The sequence below is a fragment of the Streptomyces thermoalcalitolerans genome, from assembly GCF_039525155.1.
Lineage (GTDB): Bacteria > Actinomycetota > Actinomycetes > Streptomycetales > Streptomycetaceae > Streptomyces > Streptomyces thermovulgaris.
Map to the genome: position 1 here is coordinate 131,088 of NZ_BAAAHG010000001.1, position 23,519 is coordinate 154,606.

The 23,519-nt window shown below is 72.2% G+C and carries 22 protein-coding genes; 4 read left to right on the forward strand and 18 right to left on the reverse strand.

Annotated elements, in window-relative coordinates:
* Window positions 1-300: 300 nt before the first annotated feature.
* Complete coding sequence (locus tag ABD224_RS00545; protein WP_344045453.1) at window positions 301-1,248, forward strand: aromatase/cyclase; 948 nt, start codon at window positions 301-303, stop codon at window positions 1,246-1,248.
* Window positions 1,249-1,310: 62 nt separating this feature from the next.
* Here the strand turns inward: ABD224_RS00545 and ABD224_RS00550 are convergent, their stop codons facing one another.
* The 4 genes from ABD224_RS00550 to ABD224_RS00565 all read right to left on the reverse strand — a co-directional run bounded on the left by ABD224_RS00550 (window position 1,311) and on the right by ABD224_RS00565 (window position 5,266).
* On the reverse strand, window positions 1,311-1,580 hold the full coding sequence (locus ABD224_RS00550; protein WP_344045455.1) for an acyl carrier protein: 270 nt from the start codon (window positions 1,578-1,580) through the stop codon (window positions 1,311-1,313).
* Window positions 1,581-1,675: 95 nt separating this feature from the next.
* A complete protein-coding gene (locus ABD224_RS00555; protein WP_344045457.1) occupies window positions 1,676-2,902 on the reverse strand; it encodes a ketosynthase chain-length factor in 1,227 nt (408 codons plus the stop codon).
* On the reverse strand, window positions 2,899-4,167 hold the full coding sequence (locus tag ABD224_RS00560; RefSeq protein WP_344045459.1) for a beta-ketoacyl-[acyl-carrier-protein] synthase family protein: 1,269 nt from the start codon (window positions 4,165-4,167) through the stop codon (window positions 2,899-2,901). The genes ABD224_RS00555 and ABD224_RS00560 overlap by 4 nt, the downstream gene beginning before the upstream one ends.
* Before the next feature lie 106 nt (window positions 4,168-4,273).
* A complete protein-coding gene (locus ABD224_RS00565; protein ID WP_344045461.1) occupies window positions 4,274-5,266 on the reverse strand; it encodes an acyltransferase domain-containing protein in 993 nt (330 codons plus the stop codon).
* 267 nt (window positions 5,267-5,533) lie between these two features.
* Between ABD224_RS00565 and ABD224_RS00570 the strand changes: the two genes are divergently transcribed.
* Window positions 5,534-6,574, forward strand: a complete 1,041-nt coding sequence (locus ABD224_RS00570) for a ketoacyl-ACP synthase III family protein (protein ID WP_344045463.1) — start codon at window positions 5,534-5,536, stop codon at window positions 6,572-6,574.
* Between the two features lie 141 nt (window positions 6,575-6,715).
* On the opposite strand, the gene ABD224_RS00575 is transcribed toward ABD224_RS00570, so the two are convergent.
* The 7 genes from ABD224_RS00575 to ABD224_RS00605 form a co-directional block, all read right to left on the reverse strand.
* On the reverse strand, window positions 6,716-7,651 hold the full coding sequence (locus ABD224_RS00575; RefSeq protein WP_344045465.1) for an ABC transporter substrate-binding protein: 936 nt from the start codon (window positions 7,649-7,651) through the stop codon (window positions 6,716-6,718).
* 76 nt (window positions 7,652-7,727) lie between these two features.
* The gene (locus tag ABD224_RS00580; RefSeq protein ID WP_344045468.1) at window positions 7,728-8,477 is read right to left on the reverse strand and encodes an amino acid ABC transporter ATP-binding protein; all 750 of its coding nucleotides are present in this window, start codon (window positions 8,475-8,477) and stop codon (window positions 7,728-7,730) included.
* Window positions 8,474-9,442: an amino acid ABC transporter permease gene (locus tag ABD224_RS00585; protein WP_344045470.1), complete on the reverse strand. Its 969-nt coding sequence runs from the start codon at window positions 9,440-9,442 to the stop codon at window positions 8,474-8,476. Before ABD224_RS00585 ends, ABD224_RS00580 begins: the two co-directional genes overlap by 4 nt.
* Window positions 9,443-9,455: 13 nt before the next feature.
* On the reverse strand, window positions 9,456-10,520 hold the full coding sequence (locus ABD224_RS00590; protein WP_344045472.1) for an LLM class flavin-dependent oxidoreductase: 1,065 nt from the start codon (window positions 10,518-10,520) through the stop codon (window positions 9,456-9,458).
* Window positions 10,517-11,101: a flavin reductase family protein gene (locus ABD224_RS00595; RefSeq protein ID WP_344045474.1), complete on the reverse strand. Its 585-nt coding sequence runs from the start codon at window positions 11,099-11,101 to the stop codon at window positions 10,517-10,519. The genes ABD224_RS00590 and ABD224_RS00595 overlap by 4 nt, the downstream gene beginning before the upstream one ends.
* A 26-nt stretch (window positions 11,102-11,127) precedes the next feature.
* Window positions 11,128-12,255 carry a phosphotransferase family protein gene (locus ABD224_RS00600; RefSeq protein WP_344045476.1) on the reverse strand — a complete coding sequence of 376 codons (1,128 nt, stop codon included), beginning with the start codon at window positions 12,253-12,255 and terminating at the stop codon, window positions 11,128-11,130.
* Between the two features lie 10 nt (window positions 12,256-12,265).
* Entirely contained in the window at window positions 12,266-13,075 is an 810-nt protein-coding gene (locus ABD224_RS00605) for an AfsR/SARP family transcriptional regulator (protein ID WP_344045478.1), read from the reverse strand.
* A gap of 128 nt (window positions 13,076-13,203) precedes the next feature.
* Here ABD224_RS00605 and ABD224_RS00610 point away from each other — a divergent pair, with 128 nt between their 5' ends.
* Together ABD224_RS00610 and ABD224_RS00615 are read left to right on the forward strand one after the other, a co-directional pair.
* Entirely contained in the window at window positions 13,204-14,109 is a 906-nt protein-coding gene (locus tag ABD224_RS00610) for an MBL fold metallo-hydrolase (RefSeq protein ID WP_344045480.1), read from the forward strand.
* A 190-nt stretch (window positions 14,110-14,299) separates the two neighbouring features.
* Complete coding sequence (locus ABD224_RS00615) at window positions 14,300-15,016, forward strand: SDR family NAD(P)-dependent oxidoreductase (protein ID WP_344045482.1); 717 nt, start codon at window positions 14,300-14,302, stop codon at window positions 15,014-15,016.
* A 130-nt stretch (window positions 15,017-15,146) separates the two neighbouring features.
* On the opposite strand, the gene ABD224_RS00620 is transcribed toward ABD224_RS00615, so the two are convergent.
* The 7 genes from ABD224_RS00620 to ABD224_RS00650 all read right to left on the reverse strand — a co-directional run bounded on the left by ABD224_RS00620 (window position 15,147) and on the right by ABD224_RS00650 (window position 23,317).
* Window positions 15,147-15,449: an antibiotic biosynthesis monooxygenase family protein gene (locus ABD224_RS00620; protein WP_344045484.1), complete on the reverse strand. Its 303-nt coding sequence runs from the start codon at window positions 15,447-15,449 to the stop codon at window positions 15,147-15,149.
* A gap of 93 nt (window positions 15,450-15,542) precedes the next feature.
* Window positions 15,543-16,631: an alkene reductase gene (locus tag ABD224_RS00625; protein ID WP_344045486.1), complete on the reverse strand. Its 1,089-nt coding sequence runs from the start codon at window positions 16,629-16,631 to the stop codon at window positions 15,543-15,545.
* A complete protein-coding gene (locus ABD224_RS00630) occupies window positions 16,628-17,113 on the reverse strand; it encodes a nuclear transport factor 2 family protein (RefSeq protein WP_344045488.1) in 486 nt (161 codons plus the stop codon). Before ABD224_RS00630 ends, ABD224_RS00625 begins: the two co-directional genes overlap by 4 nt.
* Before the next feature lie 119 nt (window positions 17,114-17,232).
* Complete coding sequence (locus ABD224_RS00635; RefSeq protein ID WP_344045490.1) at window positions 17,233-18,057, reverse strand: AfsR/SARP family transcriptional regulator; 825 nt, start codon at window positions 18,055-18,057, stop codon at window positions 17,233-17,235.
* A gap of 246 nt (window positions 18,058-18,303) precedes the next feature.
* The gene (locus ABD224_RS00640) at window positions 18,304-21,600 is read right to left on the reverse strand and encodes an AfsR/SARP family transcriptional regulator (RefSeq protein WP_344045775.1); all 3,297 of its coding nucleotides are present in this window, start codon (window positions 21,598-21,600) and stop codon (window positions 18,304-18,306) included.
* A 112-nt stretch (window positions 21,601-21,712) separates the two neighbouring features.
* Window positions 21,713-22,741, reverse strand: a complete 1,029-nt coding sequence (locus ABD224_RS00645) for an LLM class flavin-dependent oxidoreductase (protein WP_344045492.1) — start codon at window positions 22,739-22,741, stop codon at window positions 21,713-21,715.
* A gap of 114 nt (window positions 22,742-22,855) precedes the next feature.
* Window positions 22,856-23,317, reverse strand: coding sequence for a MarR family winged helix-turn-helix transcriptional regulator (locus tag ABD224_RS00650; RefSeq protein WP_344045494.1), 462 nt, complete (start codon window positions 23,315-23,317; stop codon window positions 22,856-22,858).
* Window positions 23,318-23,519 lie beyond the last annotated feature (202 nt).

Sequence of the window (23,519 nt, forward strand, 5' to 3'; positions counted from 1 at the left end):
CGGCGGCCCGTGCCGAGCGGCGTCCACGGGGCCGCGGCTGTGGAGAAACTCGGTCTCCAGGGCGTCCAGGACATGCGCCTCCGGGTCTTCACCGCGCCGGCACCGGACCGCCGGGGTACCGGGACCGCCCGCTCACCGGCCTCGTGTTCCGGGGCCGAGCCGTTCCCCCAAGCCGTTCCCCCGAGTCGTTCCCCTGGGCCTTTTCCCCGAGCCGGGGCACAGCCGGTCGTCCAGTTGGCTTCCACTGCCGCTGGAGCGGCACCTCCGACACTCGCGGCGACACCTCGGAAAGGGCACTTCATGTCGGACTCAGACATTGTCAGGACGCGTCATGCCATCGATGTGGCAGCCGAACCCAAGACTGTGTACGAGCTGATCGCGGCGGCGGAGAACTGGCCGCACATCTTCCCTCCCACCGTGCACGTGGAGAGGCTCGACGGGGACGGCCGGTCGGAGCGGCTGCGGATCTGGGCGTTCGCGCATGGGGAGGTGCGGTCATGGACCTCCCGCCGCACCCTCGATCCGAGCTCGCTGCGGGTGACATTCCGTCAGGAGATCTCGTCCGCGCCGGTCGCCTCGATGGGTGGCGAGTGGATCGTCGAGGCCGCGCCGGGCGGCAGCAGCGTCGTACTGCTGCACGACTTCACCGTCATCGACAACAACGCAGCGGCCCGCGAGTGGGTGGAACGCGCGGTCGACGACAACAGCGGCTCCGAGCTGGCCGCGCTGAAGGCAGCGGCCGAGTCCCTGGCGGTGGAGCCGAGGGTGCTGCTGTCGTTCGCCGACCATGTCGACATCCCGGGCCCGAAGCGGACGGTGTACGACTTCCTGTGGCGGGCCGACCTGTGGGAAGAGCGGCTTCCGCATGTGAGCCGGCTCGTGCTGACCGAGCCCGGCGAGGACCTGCAGACGGTGGAGATGGACACCCTCGCCTCCGACGGTTCGGTGCACACGACGAAGTCGGTACGGGTCGGTTTCGCGCCGGACCGGCTTGTGTACAAGCAGACCGAGACACCGCCGCTGATGGCCGCCCACACGGGTCGCTGGACCATCGAGGAAATCGAGCAGGGGGTGCGTGCCACCTCGCACCACACGGTCGTCCTGCGCCCCGACCGGGTACGGGAGCTGCTGGGTCCGGACGCCACCCTCGACACGGCCCGCGACCTCGTACGCACATCCCTCGGCAGGAACAGCACGGCCACCCTCATGCTGGCCAAGCAGGCCGCGGAACGAGCCCTGTCCCGCTGACGCCGGGCGAACCGGGAAGGCGGGGCCCCGGAGGTCCGGGGCCCCGCCTTCGGTGTTCTCGTTCAGCTTCCCGACAGGGCCGCGTTGACCAGGTCGACGAAGGCCCGGGGAGTCTCGGCGCCGTCGAGGACCTCGTCGGGGAGAGCGACCCCGTAGTCACGGGCGATCCGGCCGGCCACTTCCAGCAGAGCGAGGGAGTCGTAGCCGAGGTCCGTGAACGGCAGGTCGGCGATGTCCCCGCTCAGATCGACCGCCTCGTCCTCGCCGGCCGACTCGCGCAGGATGCGGGTGAAGTCGTCGATGCTCAGCGCCGTGGCTCCGTTCGTGCTCATGGTGGTTTCCTTTCCCTGGGTGCGTACTCGTCGATGGGGGTGTGCCGGTCGTTACCGGTGGTGCGCGCGGCCCCGTGCCTTTGGAGCCGGGTGGTTCAGTTCGTGCTCGTGACGACCGCGGCCGCGTTGAATCCGCCCTCGCCGCGGGCCAGGACCAACGCCGCGTCACCGGTGAGCGGACGCGCCTCGCCCATCACCAGGTCCACCGGGCAGTCCGCGGCCAGCGAGGTGACGTGCGCGGTCGGCGGGACACTGCCGTCGCGCAGGGTGAGCAGCGCGGAGGCCAGGTCGAGCGCCGCCCCGCCCGCGTAGAGGCGGCCGGTTTGCGCCTTCGGTGCGGCGACCCGCACTCCGCGGGCACCGAACACCGCGGCAAGCGCGGCCGCTTCGGCACGGTCCGCCTCGGGGACGCCGGCCGCGTCCGCGAAGACGACGTCGATGGCCTCGGGGGCGCGATCCGCGTCGGCGAGGGCGTCGCGGATCGCGCGTTCCAGGCCGTCGGCCCCGGGGTCGCGCGGATCGGGGTCGAACGTGGCCGCGTACCCGGCGAGTTCGCCGTACACGCGGGCGCCGCGCTCCGCGGCGGACGCCGGGTCCTCCAGGACCAGGTACGCCCCGCCCTCGCCCGGGACATGGCCCGACGCGGCCTCGTCGAAGGGCAGGTATGCGCGGTCGGGGCGTTCCTCGGTGCTGAGCCGGCCGGAGGCGAGCTGTCCCACGAGGCCGAGCGGGCACAAGGCGCCGTCGACGCCGCCCGCGAGCATCACCTTCGCGCCCTTGCGGATCTGCCGCCGTGCGTGCCCGATCGCGTCGAGCCCGCCGGCCTGCTCGGTGACGACGGCGCTGCTCGGGCCCTTCAGCCCGTGCCGGATGGAGATCTGACCGGTGTTGACGGCATAGAACCAGGCGAAGGACTGGTACGCGCTGACGAACTGGCCGCCCTTGCTCCACAGGTTCTCCAGTTCGCGCTGGCCGAATTCGAAACCGCCCATCGACGCGGCCGAGGCGACGCCCGCCTCGTACGGAGACAGTCCGGTGAGGTCGAGGCCGCTGTCCTTCAAGGCCTCGTCCGCCGCGTACAGGGCGAGCCGGGTCATGTGGTCGGTCTGCGGCAGCAGCCGGCTCGGGATGTGCTCGGCGGCCTCGAAGCCGGGCACCTCACCGGCGAGCCGCACCGGGTAACGGGAGGCGTCGAAACGGGTGATCTCCGCAATGCCGTTCGCGCCCTCGACGATGGCCGACCAGTACGCATCGACGCCCAGCCCGGTGGGAGCGGCGACGCCGATGCCGGTGATCACGGGACGAGTCGCGGCAGCAGTCACGCGGCGCTCCTTTCGGGGCGGGCGAGGACGACGGCGCTCTGGAAGCCGCCGAAGCCGCTGCCGACGCTGAGGACGGAGTCGACCCGGGCCTCACGCGCGGTCAGGGGGACGTAGTCGAGATCGCACAGCGGATCGGGCTCGTGCAGGTTCGCCGTCGGCGGGATCAGGCCGTGCTCCATCGCGAGGACGCATGCGACGAGTTCCAGCGCGCCGATCGCGCCGAGCGAGTGACCGATCATCGATTTGATGGAGCTGACGGGCACGCGGTAGGCGTGCTCGCCGAGCGACGTCTTGAACGCGGCGGTCTCGTGCCGGTCGTTCTGCTTGGTGCTGGAGCCGTGCGCGTTGACGTAGTCGATCTCCTCGGGCGCGAGCCGCGCCTCCGCGAGCGCGACCCGGATCGCCTCGGCCATCTCCGCGCCGTCCGGGCGCAGCCCGGTCATGTGGTACGCGTTGCTGCGCGTGCCGAACCCGGCGACCTCGGCGTAGATCCGGGCACCGCGGGATCGTGCGTGCTCCAGTTCCTCCAGGATCAGTACCGCGGCTCCCTCGCCGAGCACGAGCCCGTTGCGCGTGTTGTCGAAGGGACGGGAGGCGTGCTCCGGGTCGTCATTGCGGGGCGTGGTCGCCTTGATGGCGTCGAAGCAGGCGAGCGTGATCGGGGAGATCGGCGCATCGGTGCCGCCCGCGACAACGACGTCGGCGCTGCCCTCCCGGATCAGGTCGGCGCCGTGGCCGACGGCGTCGAGGCCCGAGGTGCAGCCGTCGGAGACGAGTGACACCGGTCCTCCGGCACCGACCTCACGGGCCAGTTCGGCGGCCAGTGAGCTCGGGACGAAGTGGTGGTAGAGCCAGGGCACCGCGTACTCGTGGTCGACGAGCCAGTGGGCGCCGCCGTCGCTCAGGACGACGTACTCGTTCTCCATCGACGTGGTGCAGCCCACCGCGCAGCCGAGCGACACGCCCGTGCGCGCGGCTTGCGAGGCCGTCAGGTCGAGGCCGGAGTCGGTGAGCGCCTCCCGGGCGGCGACCAGCGCGAACCAGCCCGCGCGGTCGAGCCTGCGCTCCTCCTGCGGGGACAGCCCGGCCGCCGCGGGATGGAAGTCGACCTCGGCCGCGACCTGGGAGCGGTAGGGGGAGGCATCGAAGAGGGAGATCGTGCGGGTGGCCGTCCGCCCGGTCGACAGCAGATCCCAGTACCGCTTGATCCCTGTCCCCCCGGGCGCCACCGCACCGATTCCGGTGATGACGACGCGTCGTTCCATGGGCATCCTCACTCGCTGTCGGCCGGAACCGGCGCTCCGGCCCCTGAACGTGACCGTGTCAAGCCGGTCTGGAAACCCGCTCGAACCGGCCTGGACATGGGCGCGGTCAAGCCGGCCTCCGGTGCGGCGTCGGGGCGCCCGCCAGTGCGGCGAGGGCCTTTTCGAAGGTCGCGCGTTCGGCGTCCGGGCCGCCGGGCCGCGCGGGCAACAGGCCGATCGCCCGGGACTGTCCCTTCGCGACCCTCGGATGGCGGCGCGCGAGCGCGGTGAGCCCCTGTCCGGGACCCGCCTCCGCGAGCACCGCGTCCTGCTCGGCGAGCAGCAGGTCGAGCGCCGGCCCGAACAGCACGGGGCGGGCGGGCTGGAGCGCCCAGAACCGCGGGTCCCGGGCCCGTTCAAACGTCAGCGGGCCGGGCTCGTACGCGGAGTACAGCACCAGCCGGGGCGGACCGATCGGCACCGAGGCGAGCAGCGGCAGCGCGCGCAGGGCCGCCTCCATGAGCACAGGGCTGTGGAAGGGGTTGAGCGCACGCGCCCTGCGGCACGTCAAGCCGTCGGCGCGCATCTTCTCCTCGGCGGTGCGCAGGCCGTCCTCGGGACCGGCGAGCACCACCTGGCGGGGCCCGTTGACGGCGCCGACGACGACCTCGTCCGTGGTGTACGGGGCGACCTCGTCGGGGCCCGCCTGCACGGCGAGCATGCCGCCCGGCGGGGTGCCGTCGAGGTGGGCGATCCGGTCCGCCATCACGGACACGGCGTCGGCCGGGTCGAAGACGCCGGCGAGGGTGGCCGCGACGACCTCGCCGACGCTGTGCCCGAGCAGGGCCGCGGGCCGCACCCCGGCGTCGAGGACGGTCCGCCCGACGGCCCAGTTCAGCGAGAACAGCAGGGGCTGCGCGGTGCGCACGCCGTCGGTCTCCGGGCCGCGGCGGGCGGCGAGCCAGTCGGCGCGCAGGTCGAACCCGTGTGCGCGCCACAGTTCCAGGACCTCGTCCATACGGCTTCTGAAGCCCGGGTGGGCGCGGTACAGGCCGACGCCCATACCGGGCTGCTGCGCGCCCTGTCCGGGAAACAGCAGCACGGGCGGCGGTGCGGTCACGCGGACCTCCTCTCGTCGGTGTCCCGCCATGCTGGGAGCGCCGCCTGGAGCCTCGGTCGACCCCGGGCACAACGGCCGGCCGCTCCAGTGGTCCTGGACCGCTCGTCCACCGGCCGGCCGGAGCGTGGTGCCCGGCCGGAGGCACGCGACCCGTTGCCCCGGTGCGCCGCGGTCGGTACGAGGCCGCCGGGCCGGGCACCACCTGGACCGGCGGCCTCGGCGTCCGCGGGATTCCCTTCTGTACAGCCGGTGAGAGGGCATCGGGACATGAGGTACGACGACGTGTACATCGCCGGGGCGGCCGTGCACCTGGAGGGCAGGAGCACCGTGGAGGAGGCGCTGCGGGACGGGCGGTGCGACGAGCGCACCGCGACCCGCAGCGGGATCGTCTCCGTCGCGGTGTCGGCGGGCGCCTCCGCGCCCGAGCTCGCGGTGGGCGCGGCACGGCAGGTGCTGCGGCGTACGCGGACGCATCCCGCCGACATCGATCTGCTGCTGCACGCGACCGTGCAGTACCAGGGACATGATCTGTGGGCTCCCGCCTCGTACATCCAGCGGTACGCGGTCGGCAACCGGTGCCCCGCGATCGAGGTCAAGCAGCTCTCCAACGGCGGCATGGCCGCGCTGGAACTCGCGTCCGGCTATCTCACCGGCGCACCCGGCCGTACGGCCGCGCTGCTGACGACGGGCGACGTGTTCGGCGAGCCCGGTTTCGACCGCTGGCGCAGCGACCCCGGCACGGTGTACGGCGACGCGGGCACCGCGCTGGTCGTCGGCCGGGAGCGCACGGGCTTCGCGCGGCTGCGCAGCCTCGTGACCGTGTCGGACGCCGATCTCGAGCGGATGCACCGGGGGCGGGACCCGTTCTCGCGGGTGCCGTTCGAGGTGCGGCAGCCGATCGATCTGGGGCTGCTCCAGCGGGCGTTCATCGAGGACACCGGGCGGTCGTACAGCGTCGCCCGGATCACGGCCGGGCAGGACGAGACGCTGAAGCGGGCGCTCGCCGAGGCGGACTGCACGCTCGCCGACATCTCCTGGTTCGTGCTGCCGAACTTCGGGCGCGGCCGGCTGAACTCTGCCTTCCTGCGACGCTGGAGCATCCCGGAGGAGCGGACCACCTGGCAGTGGGGGCGCTCGGTGGGACACCTCGGAGCCGGTGACCAGTTCGCGGGCCTCGCGTTCCTCGCCGAGTCGGGCCGGGTGCGGGCCGGTGAGCTGGGCCTGCTGTTCGGGGTCGGCGCCGGGTTCACCTGGAGCTGCGCGGTCGTGGAGTTCACGGGTACGGCCCCGAAGGCAGCGGACGGATGACCGCCGCTCGCCGCCGGGCCGCGGGTGGCCGCGGAACGGTGGCGGCCCGTGGACGTCGCCGCGCTCACCTCCGGAACGCGGGCGGGCCGCTCGTCGAAAGCGGCCCGCCCTCCGTTCTCGCGTCCGCGTCGTCGCCCGGTGTCAGGGCCTCTCCGGCGGGTTGACGACCGACTTCTCGATGGCCGCCGGTTCCAGCTGCCACTTCTTGAGGATCCTGGCGTATGTGCCGTCCTGGACGAGCTGGTTCACCGCGTCCTTGAGGGGTTCGGCGAGCGGGGAGCCCTTCTTGACGGCGAGGCCGATGTTCTTGCGCTCGATCTCGTTGAGGTAGCGCAGGCCCGGCTGCTGGGTGGCCGCGTAGCGCAGCACACTGGACGTCGTCATCAGCACGTCCACCCGGCCCTGGCGCAGTGCCAGGAAGTGCGCGGCGGCGTCCGGGTAGGTGCTGATCGTGATCGGCTTCCTGCCGTCGGCGGTGCACTCCTTGCTCGCGGCCTGGAGATCGGTCTCGAAGGTCGTGCCCGTACCGGTGCCGACGCGCAGCCCGCAGAGCTGTCCGAGGTCGTCGACCTTCTTCAGCTCGCTGTCGTCCCGTACGGCGAACCCGGTGCCGTCGGTGAGGTAGAGGACGAAGTCGAGGGCCTGTTTGCGTTCCTCGGTCACGGCGAGGTTCGCGGTGCCGACCTCGTAGCGGCCGGCGTTCAGGCCGGTGACGAGGGACGCGCCGCTGACGTGCTTGCGCTCCACCCTCAGTCCGAGGACGCGGGCCACGGCCTCGGAGACGTCGATGTCGACGCCGCGCGGCGGGCCGCCGTCCTCGGGGCTGAACGCGATGGGGGGCACGCCGATGCCGGACCCGACGCGCAGCACCCCGGACTTGCGCAGTTTCGCGGGCAGCGTGGCGGAGAGGGCGGTGTCCTCGTGGACCTCGGAGACCACGTCCTCGCGTCCGAGACCGGCGGCCCGGGTGTCCTCGGGTATCTCCTCCGCGCCGGAGCCGCAGGCGGTGAGGAGCAGGGCGAGCAGGGCCGCCGCGACCGGGGTCCGAGTGGAACGCGTAGCCGGAGTGGGGGACATCGTGCCTCCTCGACGGGCTGGGCGGTGCGGTGAACGAGAGGGTGGGCGAGAGGGGAGGGCGGGGACGGGTTCCGCGTCAGTCGCCGGCCAGGAAGCGGGCCGTGCGGTCGTTGCGCGGGGCGTCGAGGACCTGCTCCGGCGGGCCCGCCTCGACGATCCGGCCGTTGTCCATGAAGACGACCTGATCGGCCACCTCCCGGGCGAACCGCATCTCGTGCGTGACGACGATCATCGTCATCCCGCTGTCGGCGAGTTCCCGGATCACTGTCAGCACCTCACGGGTGAGTTCGGGGTCGAGCGCGCTGGTCGGCTCGTCGAACAGCATCGCCCTCGGTTTCATGGCGAGGGCCCGCGCGATCGCGGCCCGCTGCTGCTCGCCTCCGGAGAGCTGGTGCGGGCGGGAGGTCTCCTTCCCCGCGAGGCCGACCCTGGCGAGCAGGTCGCGGGCCCGCTCCTCGGCCGCGGCACGCTTCAGGCCGAGCAGGGCACGCGGAGCCTCGGTGACGTTGTCGAGGACCGTCATGTGGGGGAAGAGCCGGAAGTTCTGGAAGACCATGCCGGTACGGATGCGCTGCCGGGCGACGGCGCGGCGCGACCGCTCGTAGAGCCGATTGCCGCGCCACTCGTAGCCGACGAGTTCGCCGCCGACGACGATGCGTCCCGCGTCGATGCGCTCCAGCCGGTTGACGCACCGCAGCAGGGTGCTCTTGCCGGACCCGGACGGGCCGATGACACAGGTGACGGTGGACTCGGGAACGGTGAGCGAGACGTCGTCCAGCACGGTCAGCGCGCCGAACGACTTGCGGACTCCGACTGCCTCGATCATTCTCGGTCCCCCGTGGCGTAGTGGCGTTCGACGAAGTGCTGGACGACGCTGAGCAGCGTGGTCAGCAGCAGGTACCAGAGCGTGGCCACCAGCAGCAGCGGGATGACCAGGTAGTTGCGGTTGTAGATCAGCTGGGTCGCGTACAGCAGGTCCTGCACGGCGATGACGCTGACGATGGACGTGCCCTTCAGCAGGCTGATGATCTGGCTGCCGGCGGGCGGCAGGATCGCGGGCATGGCCTGCGGCAGCACAATCCGGCGGAAGATCCGCCAGCCGCCCAGGCCGAGGGCCTCCGCGGCCTCGGTCTGGTCGCGGCCGACGGACAGGATGCCGGCCCGGACGATCTCGGCGAGCTGTCCGGCCTCGTGCAGGACGAGCCCGATGACGGCGGCCGTGAGGCTGCTGATCATCCGTTCGGTGGAGAACTCGGTGAACGCGGGCCCGAACGGGATGCCGAGCGACAGCTTGGGGTACAGCAGCGAGATGTTGTACCAGAACAGCAGCTGCACGAGCATCGGCACGGACCGGAACAGCCAGGTGTAGCCGAAGCTCAGCGTCACGAGGACCGGGTTGCGGGACAGCCTCATCACGGCGAGCGCGGTGCCGAGGACGAAGCCGCCGGTGAAGGCGACGGCGGTGAGCCACAGGGTGGTGACGAGTCCCGCGAGCACCGTCTTTGCGGTGAAGTACTTGGCGACGACGTCCCAGCGGAACGCGTTGTTCGTGACCAGGGCGTTGAGGGCCATCGCCACCAGGACGAGGCCCACCGCGGCGGCCACCCCGCGCAGCGGGCGCGGGCGGGGCCGTGCGAACGCCGCGTCGGCCCCGTCCACCGCCGTCCGGCCCGGCCCGCCGGGCCTGCCCGCCCCGTCCGTACGTACCGTGCGGGCACGGAACACACGGTCCTCCCCGTCGGTGCCGCCGTTCGGGCCGGTGCGGCCGTGCTCGGTGCGCAGAGAAGCCATCGTCGGTCCGTCCTCAGTCGTTCGGCGTGTAGTGCGGCAGGACGTGCTCGGCGAACAGGCGCATGGTGCGGGCGGATTCCTCGAACGGCATGGCGCCGGAGACGACCTGGAGGCTGATCGTGAGGTCGCCGAACCAGCCACGGATGTCGTCGATGGCGGCCCGTACCTCGTCGGGGGTGCCGACGAGCGTCTTGCGTTCGGCGACGGCGCGGTCGAAGTCACCGCGGCCCGCCTTCTCGACGATCTTCTCGTAGCCGGGGTAGTCGGCGCTGCGGGTCCCGCGCCACGCGGACACCGCGGACGCGAGGGCCCGGTTGGCCCGCTCCGACGCCTGTTTGCCCTTCTCGCGGGCTTCCCGGCCGTCCTCGGCGAGGTAGCAGCCGTAGCTCATGTGGATGTCCTCCTCGGTGGGCTTGAAACCCGCGGCGGAGGCGGCGTCGCGGTACAGGGCGAGCGTCTTCCGCACCTGTTCGCGGGGGTTGATGGACGGGACGAGCATCACGCCGTACCCGGCGCGGCCCGCGGCCTCCGCGGACGCGGGCGTCTTCGCGGTGGCGACGAGGATGCGCGGGTGCGGGCGCTGCCAGGTGCGCGGAAGCAGGGTGACCGGGCCGAAGCGGTGGAAGGTGCCCTCCCAGACGACGTCCTCCTCGGCCCACAGCCGGCGGACGGCCTCGACGCCCTCGTCGAAGCGGGCCCGGCTCTCGTCCATCGAGATCTCGAACGCGGTGAACTCATCGGGCAGGAACGCCCGTCCGAAACCCACGTCCAGGCGGCCCCGGGCGATGTTGTCGAGCATGGCGAGCTTGCCGGCGAGCTTCAGCGGGTGCGTGAAGGCGGGCAGTACGGCGCCGGTGACGAGGCGGATGCGGCGGGTGCGGGCCGCCGCGGCGGCGAGGAAGGTCACCGGATCGGGACTGTAGCCGCCGTACTCGTGGAAGTAGTGCTCGACGGTCTTGATGTGGTGGAAGCCGAGGTCGTCGGCGAGCTCGGCCAGTCGCAGCGCCTCCTCGAAGTACTGTCCGGCGGACTTCTCCGCGGGTCCCACGGTGGGGAAGAGGTTGATGCCGAACTTCATGAAGTCCCCTCAGGTGATGGCTGGACGGCGAGGCCGGGCACGGGCCACGGGGTCCGTGACGGCCAGTGGGCCGTCGCGGACCCGGGCAGGGCGGGTACGGGCAGGTGGACGTAGCCGCGTTCGTGGTAGAGCATCGGTGCGCGCCCGTGCACGGCGGCGTCCTCGATCCGGCCCACCAGGACGCTGTGGTCGCCGGCCGGGACCTCCTGGTGCACCAGGCACTCGGCGACGGCGCTCAGGTGGTGCTCGGGCAGCAGCGGGGCACCGGCGGCGCACCCGGAGGGCCGCCAGTCGAGTCCGGCGAACTTCTGGGTGCTCTTGCCGGCGAAGCGCTCCGAGAGCCACTCGTTGTGCCCGGCGAGGAAGTGGACCGCGAAACCGCCCGAGTGCCGGATCGCGGCAAGGGTCCGCGACCCGGTGCCCACGCACACGAGCAGCAGCGGCGGTTTCCTCGACACGGAGGTGACGGCGCTGGTCGTCAGACCGCTCGGCCGGCCTTCGGGGCCCGCGGCGGTGACGATGCAGACCGCGGCAGGATGCGCGCTGAACACCGCGCGGAACAGTTCGTCGTCGATCGCCATGGTCCGTGGGCTCCTCCCTCGCCCGCTCAGGCTGTCCGCGGGCGCTGGAGGGCGGGTCCACGCCCTCTGGAAGACACTGCCGGGCCGTTCTCCTCCAGCACCGTCGCCAGCAGGGCCGTCGCGTTGCGGTGCAGCGGGAAGTCCGTGCCGGGGGGCAGGATGCCGCTCTCCCCGAGCAGCCGGGCCACGCGCGCGGTGACGACGCAGAACCGGTATGCGGCGAACACCTCGTGAAAGGGAAGGTCGCGTGCGGTGCGCCCGACGCGCTCCTCCCAGCGGGCCACGGTCTCGGCCCGGCCGGGCAGCCCGGCGAGCCGGGGCGCGCCGATGCCCTCGCTGAGATGCCGGTCCATGTGCAGATACCAGGCGAGGTCGGCCTCGGCGGGCCCCAGTGCGGCCATCTCCCAGTCGAGCAGGGCGACAGGACGCGTCCCCGCGTAGACGATGTTGCCGATCCGGGCGTCGCCCCAGAGCAGCGACACCGGACCCGTGTCGTCGGGCACGTGGGCGCGCAGCCAGTCGAGTGCGGCGGCCGCGGTCGTGTTGTCGTCGGCGACCCCGTAGAAGTCGAGGTGGTGCGTGAAGCGCCGCAGCAACTGCCCCGAGCCGGTGGGGCCGAACTCGGGCCGGTCCAGGAAGCCGGCCCCGATCTCCCGCACATCGAGGCGGTGGACGGCGGCAAGCGCGTCCACTCCGCCGTTCCACACGGCGGCCCGGTCCCCGGGCGGAAGGTCGGCCAGCCAGCCTTGCCGGTGGTAGGAAGGCAGATCGGCGGGCACCTGTCCGTCCACGCGTTCCATGACGAGGAACGGCGCGCCCAGGTACTCGCCGGAGGGCTCGTCCCAGAGCACCTTCGGCACGGGCAGGCCGGTGCCGCCGAGCAGCTTCAGCAGCCGTACCTGGTCGTCCCAGAAGTCCTCGGGAAGGACCCGGTGCCCGGTCGGGGCGACCCGGACGGCGAGCGCCTGCCGCCGGCGGACGCCGGACTCGGTCCACTCGGCGTCGAACAGCAGGATCTCGCCGGAGAAGCCGGCCTCCTTCGGCACGGTGACAGGTCCGAGCTCGACCGCGCCGATCTCGTCGGAACGGGTGCCGAGCCAGTGGGTGAGCGCGGCACGGGTCAGGTCGGGGTCGCGTTGCGGGGGGACGGGCACGAAGGCCTCCTCACGCCCGGCGCCGGCCGGGCACGGACGGAAAGGCGGACAGGAAGGACGCGTCGACGTCGTCGCCGCGCCGGATCGCGGACAGCAGCCGCCCGATCGCGGGCCCCGGCGTGACGCCCAGGTCGCGGGCGAGCCGGCCGGTGAGCCGGGATGCGACGTCGAGCGCGTCACCGACCCGTCCGGTCTGCCAGAGCGCGGTCATGTAGCGGGCGTGCAGGGCTTCGTGGGTGGGGTGGCGGCAGGTGAGGACGGCGAGTTCGGCGAGCACGTCGCGGAACCGGCCGAGCCGAAGCCGCGCGTCGAGGTACGCCTCGTGGACCTCCAGGCGACGCCGCTCCCAGTGGGTGACGGCCGGCCGGAGCACCGGTCCGATGCGCACGTCGGCGAGGACGGGCCGGTCCCCCAGGGCGAGCGCGCCGCGCAGCAGCCGCGCCACGGCGTCGTCGTCGGCGGCCCTGCCCGCCTGCTCGACGAGCTGCTCGAACCTGAGCAGGTCCAGCTCCTCGGGCCGTACGACGACGAGGTAGCCCTGCCCGGTCGTCCTGAGCAGGTCATGGGCGGCCTCCCGGGATCCGACGGACGGCATCCGGGCGAGCAGTCGGCGCAGGTGCATCACATACGTCTGCAGGGTGGTGGCCGCGCTGGGCGGCGGGTGCTCGCCCCAGATCTCGGTCACACAGGTGTGGACAGGCATGACCTCGCCCGCGTGGAGCAGCAGCAGTCCGAGCAGCTGGCGCTGTTTGGGAGCGGTGGGCAGATGGCGGACGCCGCCGTCCTCGACGGACAGTCCCCCGATCACTCCGAACTTCATCGTGGTTCCTCTCGTCACCGGGTGCTGTGGTCCTGGACGGTTCCGCGGCTCCTCCAGCGGTGCTCCACCGGGTTCCGGCCCAATGGACGGACAAGGAACCGAGGTCGTGCGGGACAGGCGGAGGAGCCGTGTCGGGAACAGTGGTGACGGTGGCCGACGGGGTGCACGCGTATGTGCAGGAGCCGGGCGGCTGGTGCGTGAGCAACGCCGGGATCGTCGTGGGCACGGACACGGTGCTCGTCGTCGACACGGCAGCCACCGAGAAGCGGGCGCTCGCACTGCGGGACGCCGTGGACGCGCTGGCGCCGGGTCCGCGCCGGATCGTGGTGAGCACCCACCACCACGGCGACCACACTTTCGGCAACCATGTGTTCTCCGGTCCGCACACGCTGCTGGTCAGCCATGAGGCCGGTCCGGCCGAACTGGTGCGCAAGGGCACGGCACTGCAGTCGATGTGGCCGCACGTCGAGTGGGGCCACACCCAGGTCGTGCTGCCGACGTGGACGGTGCGCGAGAGGGCCACGCTGCATCTCGGCGGCATCACCGCGGAGCTGATCCACCCCGGTGTCGCACACACACCGGACGACTTGGTGGTGTGGCTGCCCGAGCAGCGGGTGCTGTTCGCGGGTGATCTGGTGTTCTCCGGGGCCGCGCCGTTCGTGCTGATGGGTTCGCTCGCCGGGTCCCTCGCGGCGCTCGCGCGGCTGCGGAAGCTCGATCCGCTGGTCGTCGTCGGTGGGCACGGACCGGTCGGCGGACCCGGACTGCTCACGTTCACCGAGGAGTACCTGCGCTGGGTCGCGGCGCTCGCCGAGAAGGGTCTCGCGGACGGGCTGAGCCCGCTGGAGACGGCGGCACGCGCCGACGAGGGCGCTTTCGCGGCACTGCTGGACCGCGAGCGGCTGGTCGGCAACCTCCACCGTGCCTTCCACGAGGCGGCCGGCGGCGCGCCCGGCGCCCGTATCGAGTCGGCGCCGGTGATGCGCGAGATGGTCGCCTTCAACGGTGGCCGCCCCCTGCGCTGTCTGGCCTGACGGCCGGTGCGGCCCCGGCCGCCACGAGGGGAGGTGTGCATGCCCGCAGCGTCTCCGGGCCCGCTGGAGCGGTACTCCAGGTGCGCTGGACGGCTCCCCGCGCCCCGCCCTCTCCAGTGCCTCTCCGCCGGGGCGCGAGCCGTGACGCACAGGCTCGGCGGAGCCCCGAAGCCGATGCTGTGGAGGAGAGATGAAACTGCGTGGCAGAACCGCGGTCGTCACCGGGGGAACCCGGGGGCTCGGCCGGGACATGGCGCTCGCGCTCGCCGGTGCGGGCGCCACCGTCGTGGTGGCCGCCCGGGAGGTACCGGACGATCCGGGCGGCGGGCTGATCGCGCTGAAGGCGGACGTGACGGCACCGGACTCGGTGGCGGCGCTGATGGACACGGTCCACGAGCGGTACGGGGGGCCGCACATCGTGGTCGCGAACGCGGGTGTGAGCCGGCCCGGCCCGGTCGCCGCGCTGTCCGTGGAGCATTGGGGCGAGGTCGTCGACACCAACCTGCACGGCGTGTTCCACACCGTGCGGGCGGCCCTGCCGTATCTGCGTGGGACACCGGGCGGCCGGATCATCACCGTGTCCTCCCTCCTGGGCTCGCGGGCCATGCCGGGCGCCGCGGCGTACTGTGCGTCGAAGGCGGCCGTCGAGGCGTTCACCGCCGTCGCCGCGCTGGAGCTGGCCGCGGACGGGGTGACCGTGAACTGCGTGGCGCCGGGCTACATCGACTCCGGCATGGGCAAGGAGCTCATCGGCAACGAGACGCTGTGGCCGAGGCTCTCCCCGTCGCTCGCGACCGGGCGTCCCGGTACGGGCGCCGAGGTGGCCCAGGCGGTCCTGTTCCTGGCCTCGCCGGAGAGCAGTTACATCAACGGCCAGGTGCTGCGCGTGGACGGCGGGGTGCGCTGAGCCCGTGCCGCGCTCCGTGGCCGCGTTCCCCTGTCCCGTGCCCCTGTTTCCCGTATCCCCGGACATTTCCCGGGCCCGGACGCCGCGGGCCGGCGCGCGGCACACGCGCCGGCCCGCGGTCCTGTCCGGCTCAGGCCCGGGCGGCCTGCCCCTGCCGCACCGGTACGCTCAGGTGCGGCTCGCCCTTGATGAGCCCGGTGAGCGCGTCGAGCCGGCGGCGGAACTCCGGCTGCGCGAGGGCCTTGCGGAAGGTGGCCTCGTCCTCCCACTCGGCGATGTTGAAGTAGACGGAGTCGTCCTTGGAGGACCGCACGAGGGAGTAGCGGACAAGGCCCGGCTGGGTCTCCATGAAGGCGCCGACGGCCTCGTAGCGGTTCTCGAACTCGTCGGCGTCGCCGATCAGGGTGAGCTTGTTGACGAACACGACGGCCATGGTGGTCTCCTCGGGTGAAGGGTCGTTGACGGGTGGTCGTGAGGCGGCCGGCCGCGCGGTGCCGTACGGACGAGGCCGGCCGCCGGACGCCGGTCAGTCCGTGACGCCCGCCGCGCTCGCGGCGAGGACCGGGTAGTCGGTGTAGCCCCGGCTGCCGCCCTCGTAGAAGAACCGCGGGTCCCAGGCGTTGAGCGGGGCGCGGACGCGCAGCCGCTCGGGCAGGTCGGGGTTGGCGAGGAACTGCCGGCCGAAGGACAGCAGGTCGGCGCCGTCGGTGAGCGCCTTGCCGGCGGCTGCCAGCGTGGTGTCGGTGTCGAGCGGTCCGGTGCCCACGTTGACGACGACGGTGCGTCCCCACCGCCGGCTCAGCTCGTGGACGAGGTCCGTATCGCTGCCCGCGACGAAGTGGACATGGCCGAGGCCGAGCTCGTCGAGCGCGTCGAGCAGTGCCGGGTACACCTCGGCCCGGTCCGGTTCGGACATGTCGTTGAGCGGGAAGCCCGGGGAGAGCCGGATGCCGGTGCGTTCCGGTCCGATCTCCGCGGCGACGGCACGGGCGACCTCGACGGGGAACCGGATGCGTCCCTCGGCGTCGCCGCCGTACTCGTCGTCGCGCACATTGGTCACCGGCGACAGGAACTGGTGCAGCAGGTAGCCGTTGGCACCGTGGATCTCCACGCCGTCGAAGCCGATGTCGGCGGCGGTTCGGGCGCAGCGCGCGAAGTCCTCGACCGTTGCGTCGATGTCGTCGGCGGTCAGGGGCCGCGGCACCGGGTAGGCGGGCCTGCCGCGGAAGACACGGGCGGTGCCGTCGGCCCGGACGGCGGACGGCGCGACGGGTGTCTCGCCGTGCAGGTCGGGGTGGCTGATCCGGCCCGCGTGCATGATCTGGAGGTACATCCGCCCGCCCGCACGGTGCACGGCACCGACGATCCCGGCCCAGGCGCGGGCCTGTTCGGCGGTGTGCAGCCGGACGCTGTGGGCGTGGCCGACGGCGACCGGGCTCGGGTGGGTGGCCTCGCTGATGATGAGTCCGGCGGCGGCGCGCTGCGCGTAGTACTCGGCCATGACCGGCAGCGGTGTGCCGTCGGCGGTGGTGCGGCCGCGGCCCATCGGGGACATGACGAGCCGGTTCGGCAGAGTGAGGCCGCCGAACGGGACCGGGTCGAACAGGCCGCTCATGTCCCGGCTCCCGCGACCGCTTCGATGCCGGTGATCGTCTCGGCGCCGTCGTGGCTGATGTAGCGGCTCCGTACGAACCAGGTCCCGTTCCGGCGCTCCAGGACGTCCTCGGCGGTCGTGCTCAGGTACAGCCGGGGTTCACCGCCCTTCGGGGTCTCGAACACGACGGCGTAGTAGCGGGTGCGCACGACGTCCGGCTCGACGGGTTCCGCGGTGATCATGCCGAACCAGTGGCGGCGGGTCAGACCGCGCGCGGCGAGCGCGTCGATGCCCTTGCGCATGCCCGCGGCGATGTCCGCCCGGCCGCGCTTGATGCCGGGCTTGACGTTCTGGGCGAATGTGCCGTCCTCGGTGAACTGCTCGGCCCACTCCTCCGCCCGGCCGGCGTCCAGCAGCTGCGCGTGCCCGGCGTAGAACTGGATGATGGACGCGTAGTCCAGGTCGGACACGGCCTTGGTGTCCGGCGGTGCGGTCCGTGCCACGGTCTTCCTCCTGTGCTTTGTGGGCGCCGGTCGGGCGCTGGGGTCCGGGCCAGGTTGTCCGGTTCCGGTGGAGGGGGCATGGAGCCCGGCTCCACGCGCACGGCGCTGTGCTCGTGGGATCAGCCGACCGGGCGCAGCGGTACAGGGGTGCTGCCTGGCCCCGGCAGATACACGGACTCGGTGACGGGCGCGGAGTTGAGCAGATCGGTGTGCAGGTCCCTCATCCGGGCCGAGGGCTCCAGACCGAGTTCGGTGCGGAGGGTGCGGCGGAGCCGGGCGTACACCTCCAGGGCGTCGGCGGTGCGCCCGGACCGGTAGAGGGCGATCATCAGCTGGGCGTGCAGGTTCTCGTGCGTGGGGTACTGACGGGTGAGCACGTTGAGTTCGCCGATGAGCTGGTGATGGCGGCCGATCCGCAGATCGGCGTCGATGCGCTGCTCGAGAACGCCGAGCCGGGTCTCCCGCAGTCCGCTGAGCCAGGTGCGCAGCAGCGGTCCGCAGGTGACGTCGGCGAGCGCCCTGCCGGACCACAGGCCGAGGGCACGGTGCAGCAGCTCGGATTCGCGGGCGTGGTCACCGGCGATCCGGGCGAGGGAGGCCTGCTCGACGAGTTTCTCGAACTGGTGCAGGTCCAGCCGGCCGGCACCGACGGCGAGGAGGTAGCCGCGGTCGCGGGTCTCCAGGTGGATGTCCGCGGAGCGGCCGGTGGTGGACACGGCGCTTCTGAGCGTCTTGCGTATCTGCATCACGTACGTCTGGAGCGTGGAATGGGCGCTGAGCGGCGGTGAGTCCGCCCACAGCTCGTCCACGCATTCGTCGACAGCGACGACCTGCCCGGCGTGAAGCAGCAGCAGGGACAGCAGCTGACGCTGCTTCGGGGCCCGGGGAGTGACGTTCCGCAGCCCGTCGAGCAGGGTGAGCGGGCCGAGAATCCGTGCGTACATCTCGCCTCCAGGGTGACTGGACAGGTAGGGCCCCATCCTGTGCCCCGGGTCTTGCACGTCACTTTCGGCGGGCTTTCGCCCCGGGCGGAGTTCCCTTTCACGCCTCGGCGCGGGCCACGGCCGTCATGTCGTCGCAATACGGCGTCGGCAGTCGTAACACGGTGTTGACAAAGGTGACGGCGAAGCGGCAGAAACGAGCAGGGGTGCCCTCGCGGGGCACCCCTGCCGCTTCCTCCGCCCGGTCCCTCACGCATGGCACTCCGGGAACAGCTCACGGAGACCACCGAACACCTCGGACAGGTCCGTGCCGCCGTCGTCCGCGGGCTCGTCACCCGTGGGCGCGGGGTGGTCCCGGCCGGGAACGTGGCCGGTGCGCCGGCACAGTTCCTCGGCCTGGGCACGGAGGAGCAGCAGCCCGGATCTTTCGGCGACGGCGGCCGCGCGCATGCCGAGTTCGTACGCCTCGGCGGGCCGCCCTTCCGCGAGTTCGAGCCGGCCGAGGCCGATGAGCGCGTGGGCCTCGGACTGGGGGTGGCCGATGCGTTCGGCGATGCCGAGGGTGCGGCCGAACTCCTCGCGGGCGTCAGCGGACCGGCCCTGGATGAGGTGCAGTCCGCCGAGGATGTTGCGGGCGTTGGCCTCCAGGGCGGTGTAACCGTGGTCGCGGGCGATGGTGACGGCGCTCTCGGCGTGCTGGTAGGCGAGGTCGACATCGTTGTTGCAGGCGTACACCTGGGCGAGCCCGTAGGAGGCGAGGACCGTGGAGTGCGGGGCGCTGAACTCCTTGCTGAGCGACAGCGCGAGGCTGAGGTTGGCCATGGCCGCGTCCCATGCGCGCAGGTCGGCATGGACGCAGCCGAGCCGGGCCAGTACCTCGGGCCGGAAGCGCTGGGCACCGTCCTCGTCGAGGATCTCGGCGGCGCGGCTGAAGTGGGCCTCGGCCGCGTGCAGCCGGCCCTGGCTGTGCCGGGCCATGCCGAGGTGCATCAGCCCGTGGGCCTCCACGTGCCGCAGCCGCAGTTGACGGCTGATCTCCAGGCTGCGTTCCAGCAGGGTGATGGCGCTGTCGATGTGCTTGGTGGGCCGCTGGAGCTGGTTCATCGCGATGGCGTTCACGGTGACGGCCTCGAAGTCGCGCATACCGAGCCGGATGAACCCGCGGTGCGCGGCGCGCAGTTCGCGGGCCGCCTCCGGGAGCCGGTTGAGGCCCTGGAGGGCGAGTCCGACGCTGAGCCGCATCACGGCGATGATCCGCCGGTCGCCCATCGAGTGCGCGGCGCGCAGCCCGGCCCGGGCGACGGTGAGCCAGTCGGTCTGGAACCGGCCGAGGGCGAAGTAGCCGCGGAGCATGTCGACGAGGCGGACGCACACCTCGTTCAGCTTCTCGTCGGCGGCGCGGACGACGAGGGCGACGAGGTTGGACTGCTCGGCGCGCAGCCAGGCCTGGGCGGCCCGGGGGTCGATCCCGGGCCGCGGCGCGTCGGGGCCGGGCCGGAACACCCGCGGGAAACCCGGGTAGCAGGACTGCACGGCCTCGTCGGCGCGGCGCAGGTACCAGCGGCAGAGCCGGTTCAGGGCCTGGCGCCGGACGTCGGGCCCGTCCTCCTCCACACTGCGTTCGGCCGCGTACCGGGCGATGAGGCTGTGGAAGCGGTACGTGTCCTGGGACGAGACCTCGATGAGCTGGGCCGCCGCGAGCTTGTCGAGGAGCTGGTCGGCCACTTGGGGTTCGCAGTCGGCGAGCTGTGCGGCGGTCAGGCGGGTGAAGGCCATGTCGCCGACGACGCCCAGGAGCCGGAAGAACCGGCGGGACAGCCCGGGCAGCGATTCGTAGGCGACGCTGAACGCGGCTCGTACAGCGGTCGACGGGCTGTCACCGAGAGCGAGAAGATCCAGCGGATCGCCCTCGCGCAGCGCCTCGACGAAGGACTCGACGGAGCGCCAGGGCCGCCCGGCCAGATGTCCGGCGGCGATGCGCAGGGCGAGCGGGAGCCGGCCGCACAGTTCGACGAGTTCGGCGATGGCCGTGCTGCACACGGTCTCCGGGGTCCGGCCGAGGACGGCGGTGAGGACCTGCTCGCTCTCCTTCTGCGACAGCAGGTCGAGGGTGAAGCTGCGGGCGCCGTGGACGGCGACGAGGTCGGGCCGGTACTCGCGGTGCAGGACGAGCACGGCGCAACTCGGCGAGCCGGGCAGCAGGTCGGTGACCTGTTCGCTGTCGTTGACGTCGTCGATCACGATGAGTACGCGCCGGTCGGCGAGACGGCTGCGGAACACGCCGGTGAGCTGGTGCCGTTCGGTCGGCAGTGCGGAGACGTCGGCACCGGAGGACTGGAGCAGCTCGGCGATGACGTCGTGCACGGGCCGGGCCACGCCACGGGCGTCGTGGAGGCGTACGTACCACTGTCCGTCGGGGTAGGCGGAGCTGAGCCGGTGCGCGGCGCGCAGCGCGAGCGCGGTCTTTCCGATGCCGGGCGGGCCGACGAGGCTGACGAGCGGTACGGCCGCGCGCTGGCGCGGGGTGAGCGCGGCGACGACCTCCTCCAGCAGCTCCTCCCGGCCGACGAAGTGGGTGGCCTCGGGCGGGAGCTGGCGTTGCACCACCCAGGGTGCGCTGGGATTGGTGGGCCGCACCCCGGCGGGCCCGGGGGTCTGGCGGGCCGCGTCCGTGACACGGGCGTTCGAGGGTCTGGTCCGGCGGGTGCGCAGTTCGCCGGTCTCGGCGAGCAGCTTCCGGTGCAGTTCCTGGAGTTCCTGTCCGGGCAGCACACCGAGTTCGCGGTCGAGCATCCGGTAGTAGTCGCGGTATTCCTCCAGTGCCGCGGCGACCTGCCCGGTGTGGTGCAGTGCCCGCATCAGGTACTCTCGCAGCCGCTCCCGTACCGGGTGTTCGGCCGTGAGTGCACGCAGCTGCGGGATGATGTCGGCGCCGCCGCCGAGGTCGAGAACGAGTGCGAAGCGCCGCTCGACGAGGGTGAGGCGTTCCTCGACGAGCTGCGGTACGACCTCGGTCTGGAGCGAGACGGAGGGCACGGTCTCCAAGGGATCACCGCGCCATTCGGCGAGCGCCCTTTCCAGCGCGGACAGTTCAAGCGCGGTGTCCCCTCTGCCACGGGCGGCGCGGGCCTCGTCGACCGCCTCCCGGTAGCGGGTGAGGTCGAGCGTGGCCCGGTTCATCACCAGCCGGTAGCCGCCCAGGTGGGTCTCGATGACCGGACGGTCACCGAGGTCGAGCGATGTGCGTAACAGTGTCCGCAGCCGCGTGGTGTGGATGTGCAGCGCGGCGCGGGCGTCCCGCGGCGGCCGGTCGTCCCAGAGCCTGCGGATGAGTTCGTCGAACGTGACCACCTGCTCGGCCCGCAGCAGCAGGGATGCGAGGAGCACTCGCTGCTTGGGGGACGAGACCGTCAGTTCTCTTCCCCCCGTACGGATCGTCAGCGGCCCGAGTACCCGGAATTCGTAGGTTGAAGCGCGTTCCCCGTCCAAGTGCACACACCTACCTGTTCGGTCCCCCGGCGCACGGTTGGCCGTGCCCGGCGACACAGTAGAACGCACTCGTACATCAGGAACGCATCATGTGATCCAGGTCATATCAACAGGGGCGCCGGGTGGCGGAATCAGGACAGCTCCGTCCGGTCACCGCCGCCGTGCCGTCTCACGCGGCCCGGTCGTCGCCGCTTCGCCCGGTCAGTCCGAAGCGCCGCGCGAGCAGTTCGTAGGAGCGCATGCGGTCCTGGGGCGCGTGGATCGTGGAGAGCACCATGAACTCGTCGATCTCCAGTGCCTCGGCCATGGAGGTGAGTACCTTGTGCACGTGGTCGGGATCGCCGACGACGCACCTCGGCCACTCGGCCACCTCGTCCGCGAGCGGTTCCACCTCGCCGCGCAACCCGTCCAACGCCGCCTCCGGGGACGGCAGGGGCAGCAGCAGCCCGCGGCCCATGCGCAACCGGAACAGCCGCTGGCTGGCGAAGACCCGCTGGGCCTCCTCCTCGGTGGGCCCGCAGTACACACCGATGCCGATCTGCACACGCGGCCGGGCCCCCTCACGGCTGTTGAAGGCGGCGCGGTAGGCCTCGACGACGGAGCGGGTGACCTGGGGCCGGCCGAAGTGGGCTATGGACACGGGCAGTCCGAGCCGGGCGGCGAGTTCGGCGCTCTGCGGGCTGGCGACCAGCAGCCACACCTCGGGGGCTCCCGCGGTGGGCATGAGCTGGATACGCGCATACGGGTGCCCTTCGGGAAAGCCGCCGTGCAGGAAGGCGAGAAGTTCGACGAGCTTGCCGGGGAAGTCCACGTCGTTTCCGCCGCTGGAGGAGCCGGGGGCGAGCGCGTGGGCCTCGATGCTTCCGGCGCCGGTGCCGCGGCCGATGCCGAGGTCGATCCGGCCGGGTGAGAGCGCGCCGAGGACCCGGAACACCTCGGCGACCTTCAGCGGGCTGTAGTGCGGCAGCAGCACTCCGCCGGAGCCGACGCGCATGTGGCGGGTCTCGGCCGCGACCCTGGCGACCATGATCTCCGGGGCGGGGCCCGCGAAGGAGGGCGTGGCATGGTGCTCGGCGAGCCAGTAGCGGTGGTAGCCGAGCCGGTCCACGAAACGGGCCAGCTCCAGGGAGTTGTGCAGGGCGGTGGCCGGGGTGGATCCCTCCGGCACGACGGACTGGTCCAGAACGGACAGTTTCACGCTGGTCTCCTTCACGGGTCGGTGCCGGGCTCGTGCGCGCCCCGGCGCCCGCGCACGCCGTACGCGGGGCCGGACCGCCGGGCACGGGCGGGCCGGAAGGAGGGGACGACGTGGCTAAGGGGTGGCGGCCTGGGCCACGGTGTGCCGGAAGCGGGCGACGAGCGAGGCCCAGCGGTCGTCGAACGAGGCGACGTCGAGCAGCCCCGTCAGTTCCTCACGGCAGCGGGCCTCGGCCCGCTCGCCCCGCTCGGCACCCGCCGGTGTGAGCGTGCAGTACACACCGCGGCGGTCGTGTTCGCAGGAGACCCGGGCCGTGAGACCCTTCTTCTCCAGCCGGCTGACGAGTCGGCTCATGGACGACTGATCGAGCCCGACGGCGGCGGCCAGCTCCTGCACCCGAGTGCCTCGCTCATGGCCGCGCCGAAGCTCGATCAGCACCATCAGCTCGGGCAGCGAGATCTGGTACTCGCTCGTGAGCGTCCGCTCCAGCGACTGATTGAGCTGACCGACCATCAGCGTCAGCCGACGCCACAGGTCGAACTCACCGGGACGCCCGGCGCGGTCATCGGCCGACATGTGCGCCTCCCCTTCGTTCGCTCCCCTCCCACTATAGCCGTCTCCATGCACGATACATGTCGATGCATGCATTTATCGTGCGCCTTCCCGGGACAGCCTGCCCCAATGAGCCGTCACCCGGCAAGGAAATCACAGATCTGTCCGAAAATTAGATGCAGGCGCCTGCATTTATGTCTAGGGTTGGACGCACAGAGAGCGCGGC

Bases quoted from the DNA above. Each gene is read 5' to 3' on its own strand.
- ABD224_RS00650 (WP_344045494.1), bottom strand. From the start codon at position 23,317: ATGTCGGCCGATGACCGCGCCGGGCGTCCCGGTGAGTTCGACCTGTGG.
- ABD224_RS00585 (WP_344045470.1), bottom strand. From the start codon at position 9,442: ATGGCTTCTCTGCGCACCGAGCACGGCCGCACCGGCCCGAACGGCGGC.
- ABD224_RS00620 (WP_344045484.1), bottom strand. From the start codon at position 15,449: ATGGCCGTCGTGTTCGTCAACAAGCTCACCCTGATCGGCGACGCCGAC.
- ABD224_RS00545 (WP_344045453.1), top strand. From the start codon at position 301: ATGTCGGACTCAGACATTGTCAGGACGCGTCATGCCATCGATGTGGCA.
- ABD224_RS00590 (WP_344045472.1), bottom strand. From the start codon at position 10,520: ATGAAGTTCGGCATCAACCTCTTCCCCACCGTGGGACCCGCGGAGAAG.
- ABD224_RS00575 (WP_344045465.1), bottom strand. From the start codon at position 7,651: ATGTCCCCCACTCCGGCTACGCGTTCCACTCGGACCCCGGTCGCGGCG.
- ABD224_RS00580 (WP_344045468.1), bottom strand. From the start codon at position 8,477: ATGATCGAGGCAGTCGGAGTCCGCAAGTCGTTCGGCGCGCTGACCGTG.
- ABD224_RS00595 (WP_344045474.1), bottom strand. From the start codon at position 11,101: ATGGCGATCGACGACGAACTGTTCCGCGCGGTGTTCAGCGCGCATCCT.
- ABD224_RS00605 (WP_344045478.1), bottom strand. From the start codon at position 13,075: ATGAAGTTCGGAGTGATCGGGGGACTGTCCGTCGAGGACGGCGGCGTC.
- ABD224_RS00550 (WP_344045455.1), bottom strand. From the start codon at position 1,580: ATGAGCACGAACGGAGCCACGGCGCTGAGCATCGACGACTTCACCCGC.
- ABD224_RS00635 (WP_344045490.1), bottom strand. From the start codon at position 18,057: ATGTACGCACGGATTCTCGGCCCGCTCACCCTGCTCGACGGGCTGCGG.
- ABD224_RS00560 (WP_344045459.1), bottom strand. From the start codon at position 4,167: ATGGAACGACGCGTCGTCATCACCGGAATCGGTGCGGTGGCGCCCGGG.
- ABD224_RS00570 (WP_344045463.1), top strand. From the start codon at position 5,534: ATGAGGTACGACGACGTGTACATCGCCGGGGCGGCCGTGCACCTGGAG.
- ABD224_RS00615 (WP_344045482.1), top strand. From the start codon at position 14,300: ATGAAACTGCGTGGCAGAACCGCGGTCGTCACCGGGGGAACCCGGGGG.
- ABD224_RS00625 (WP_344045486.1), bottom strand. From the start codon at position 16,631: ATGAGCGGCCTGTTCGACCCGGTCCCGTTCGGCGGCCTCACTCTGCCG.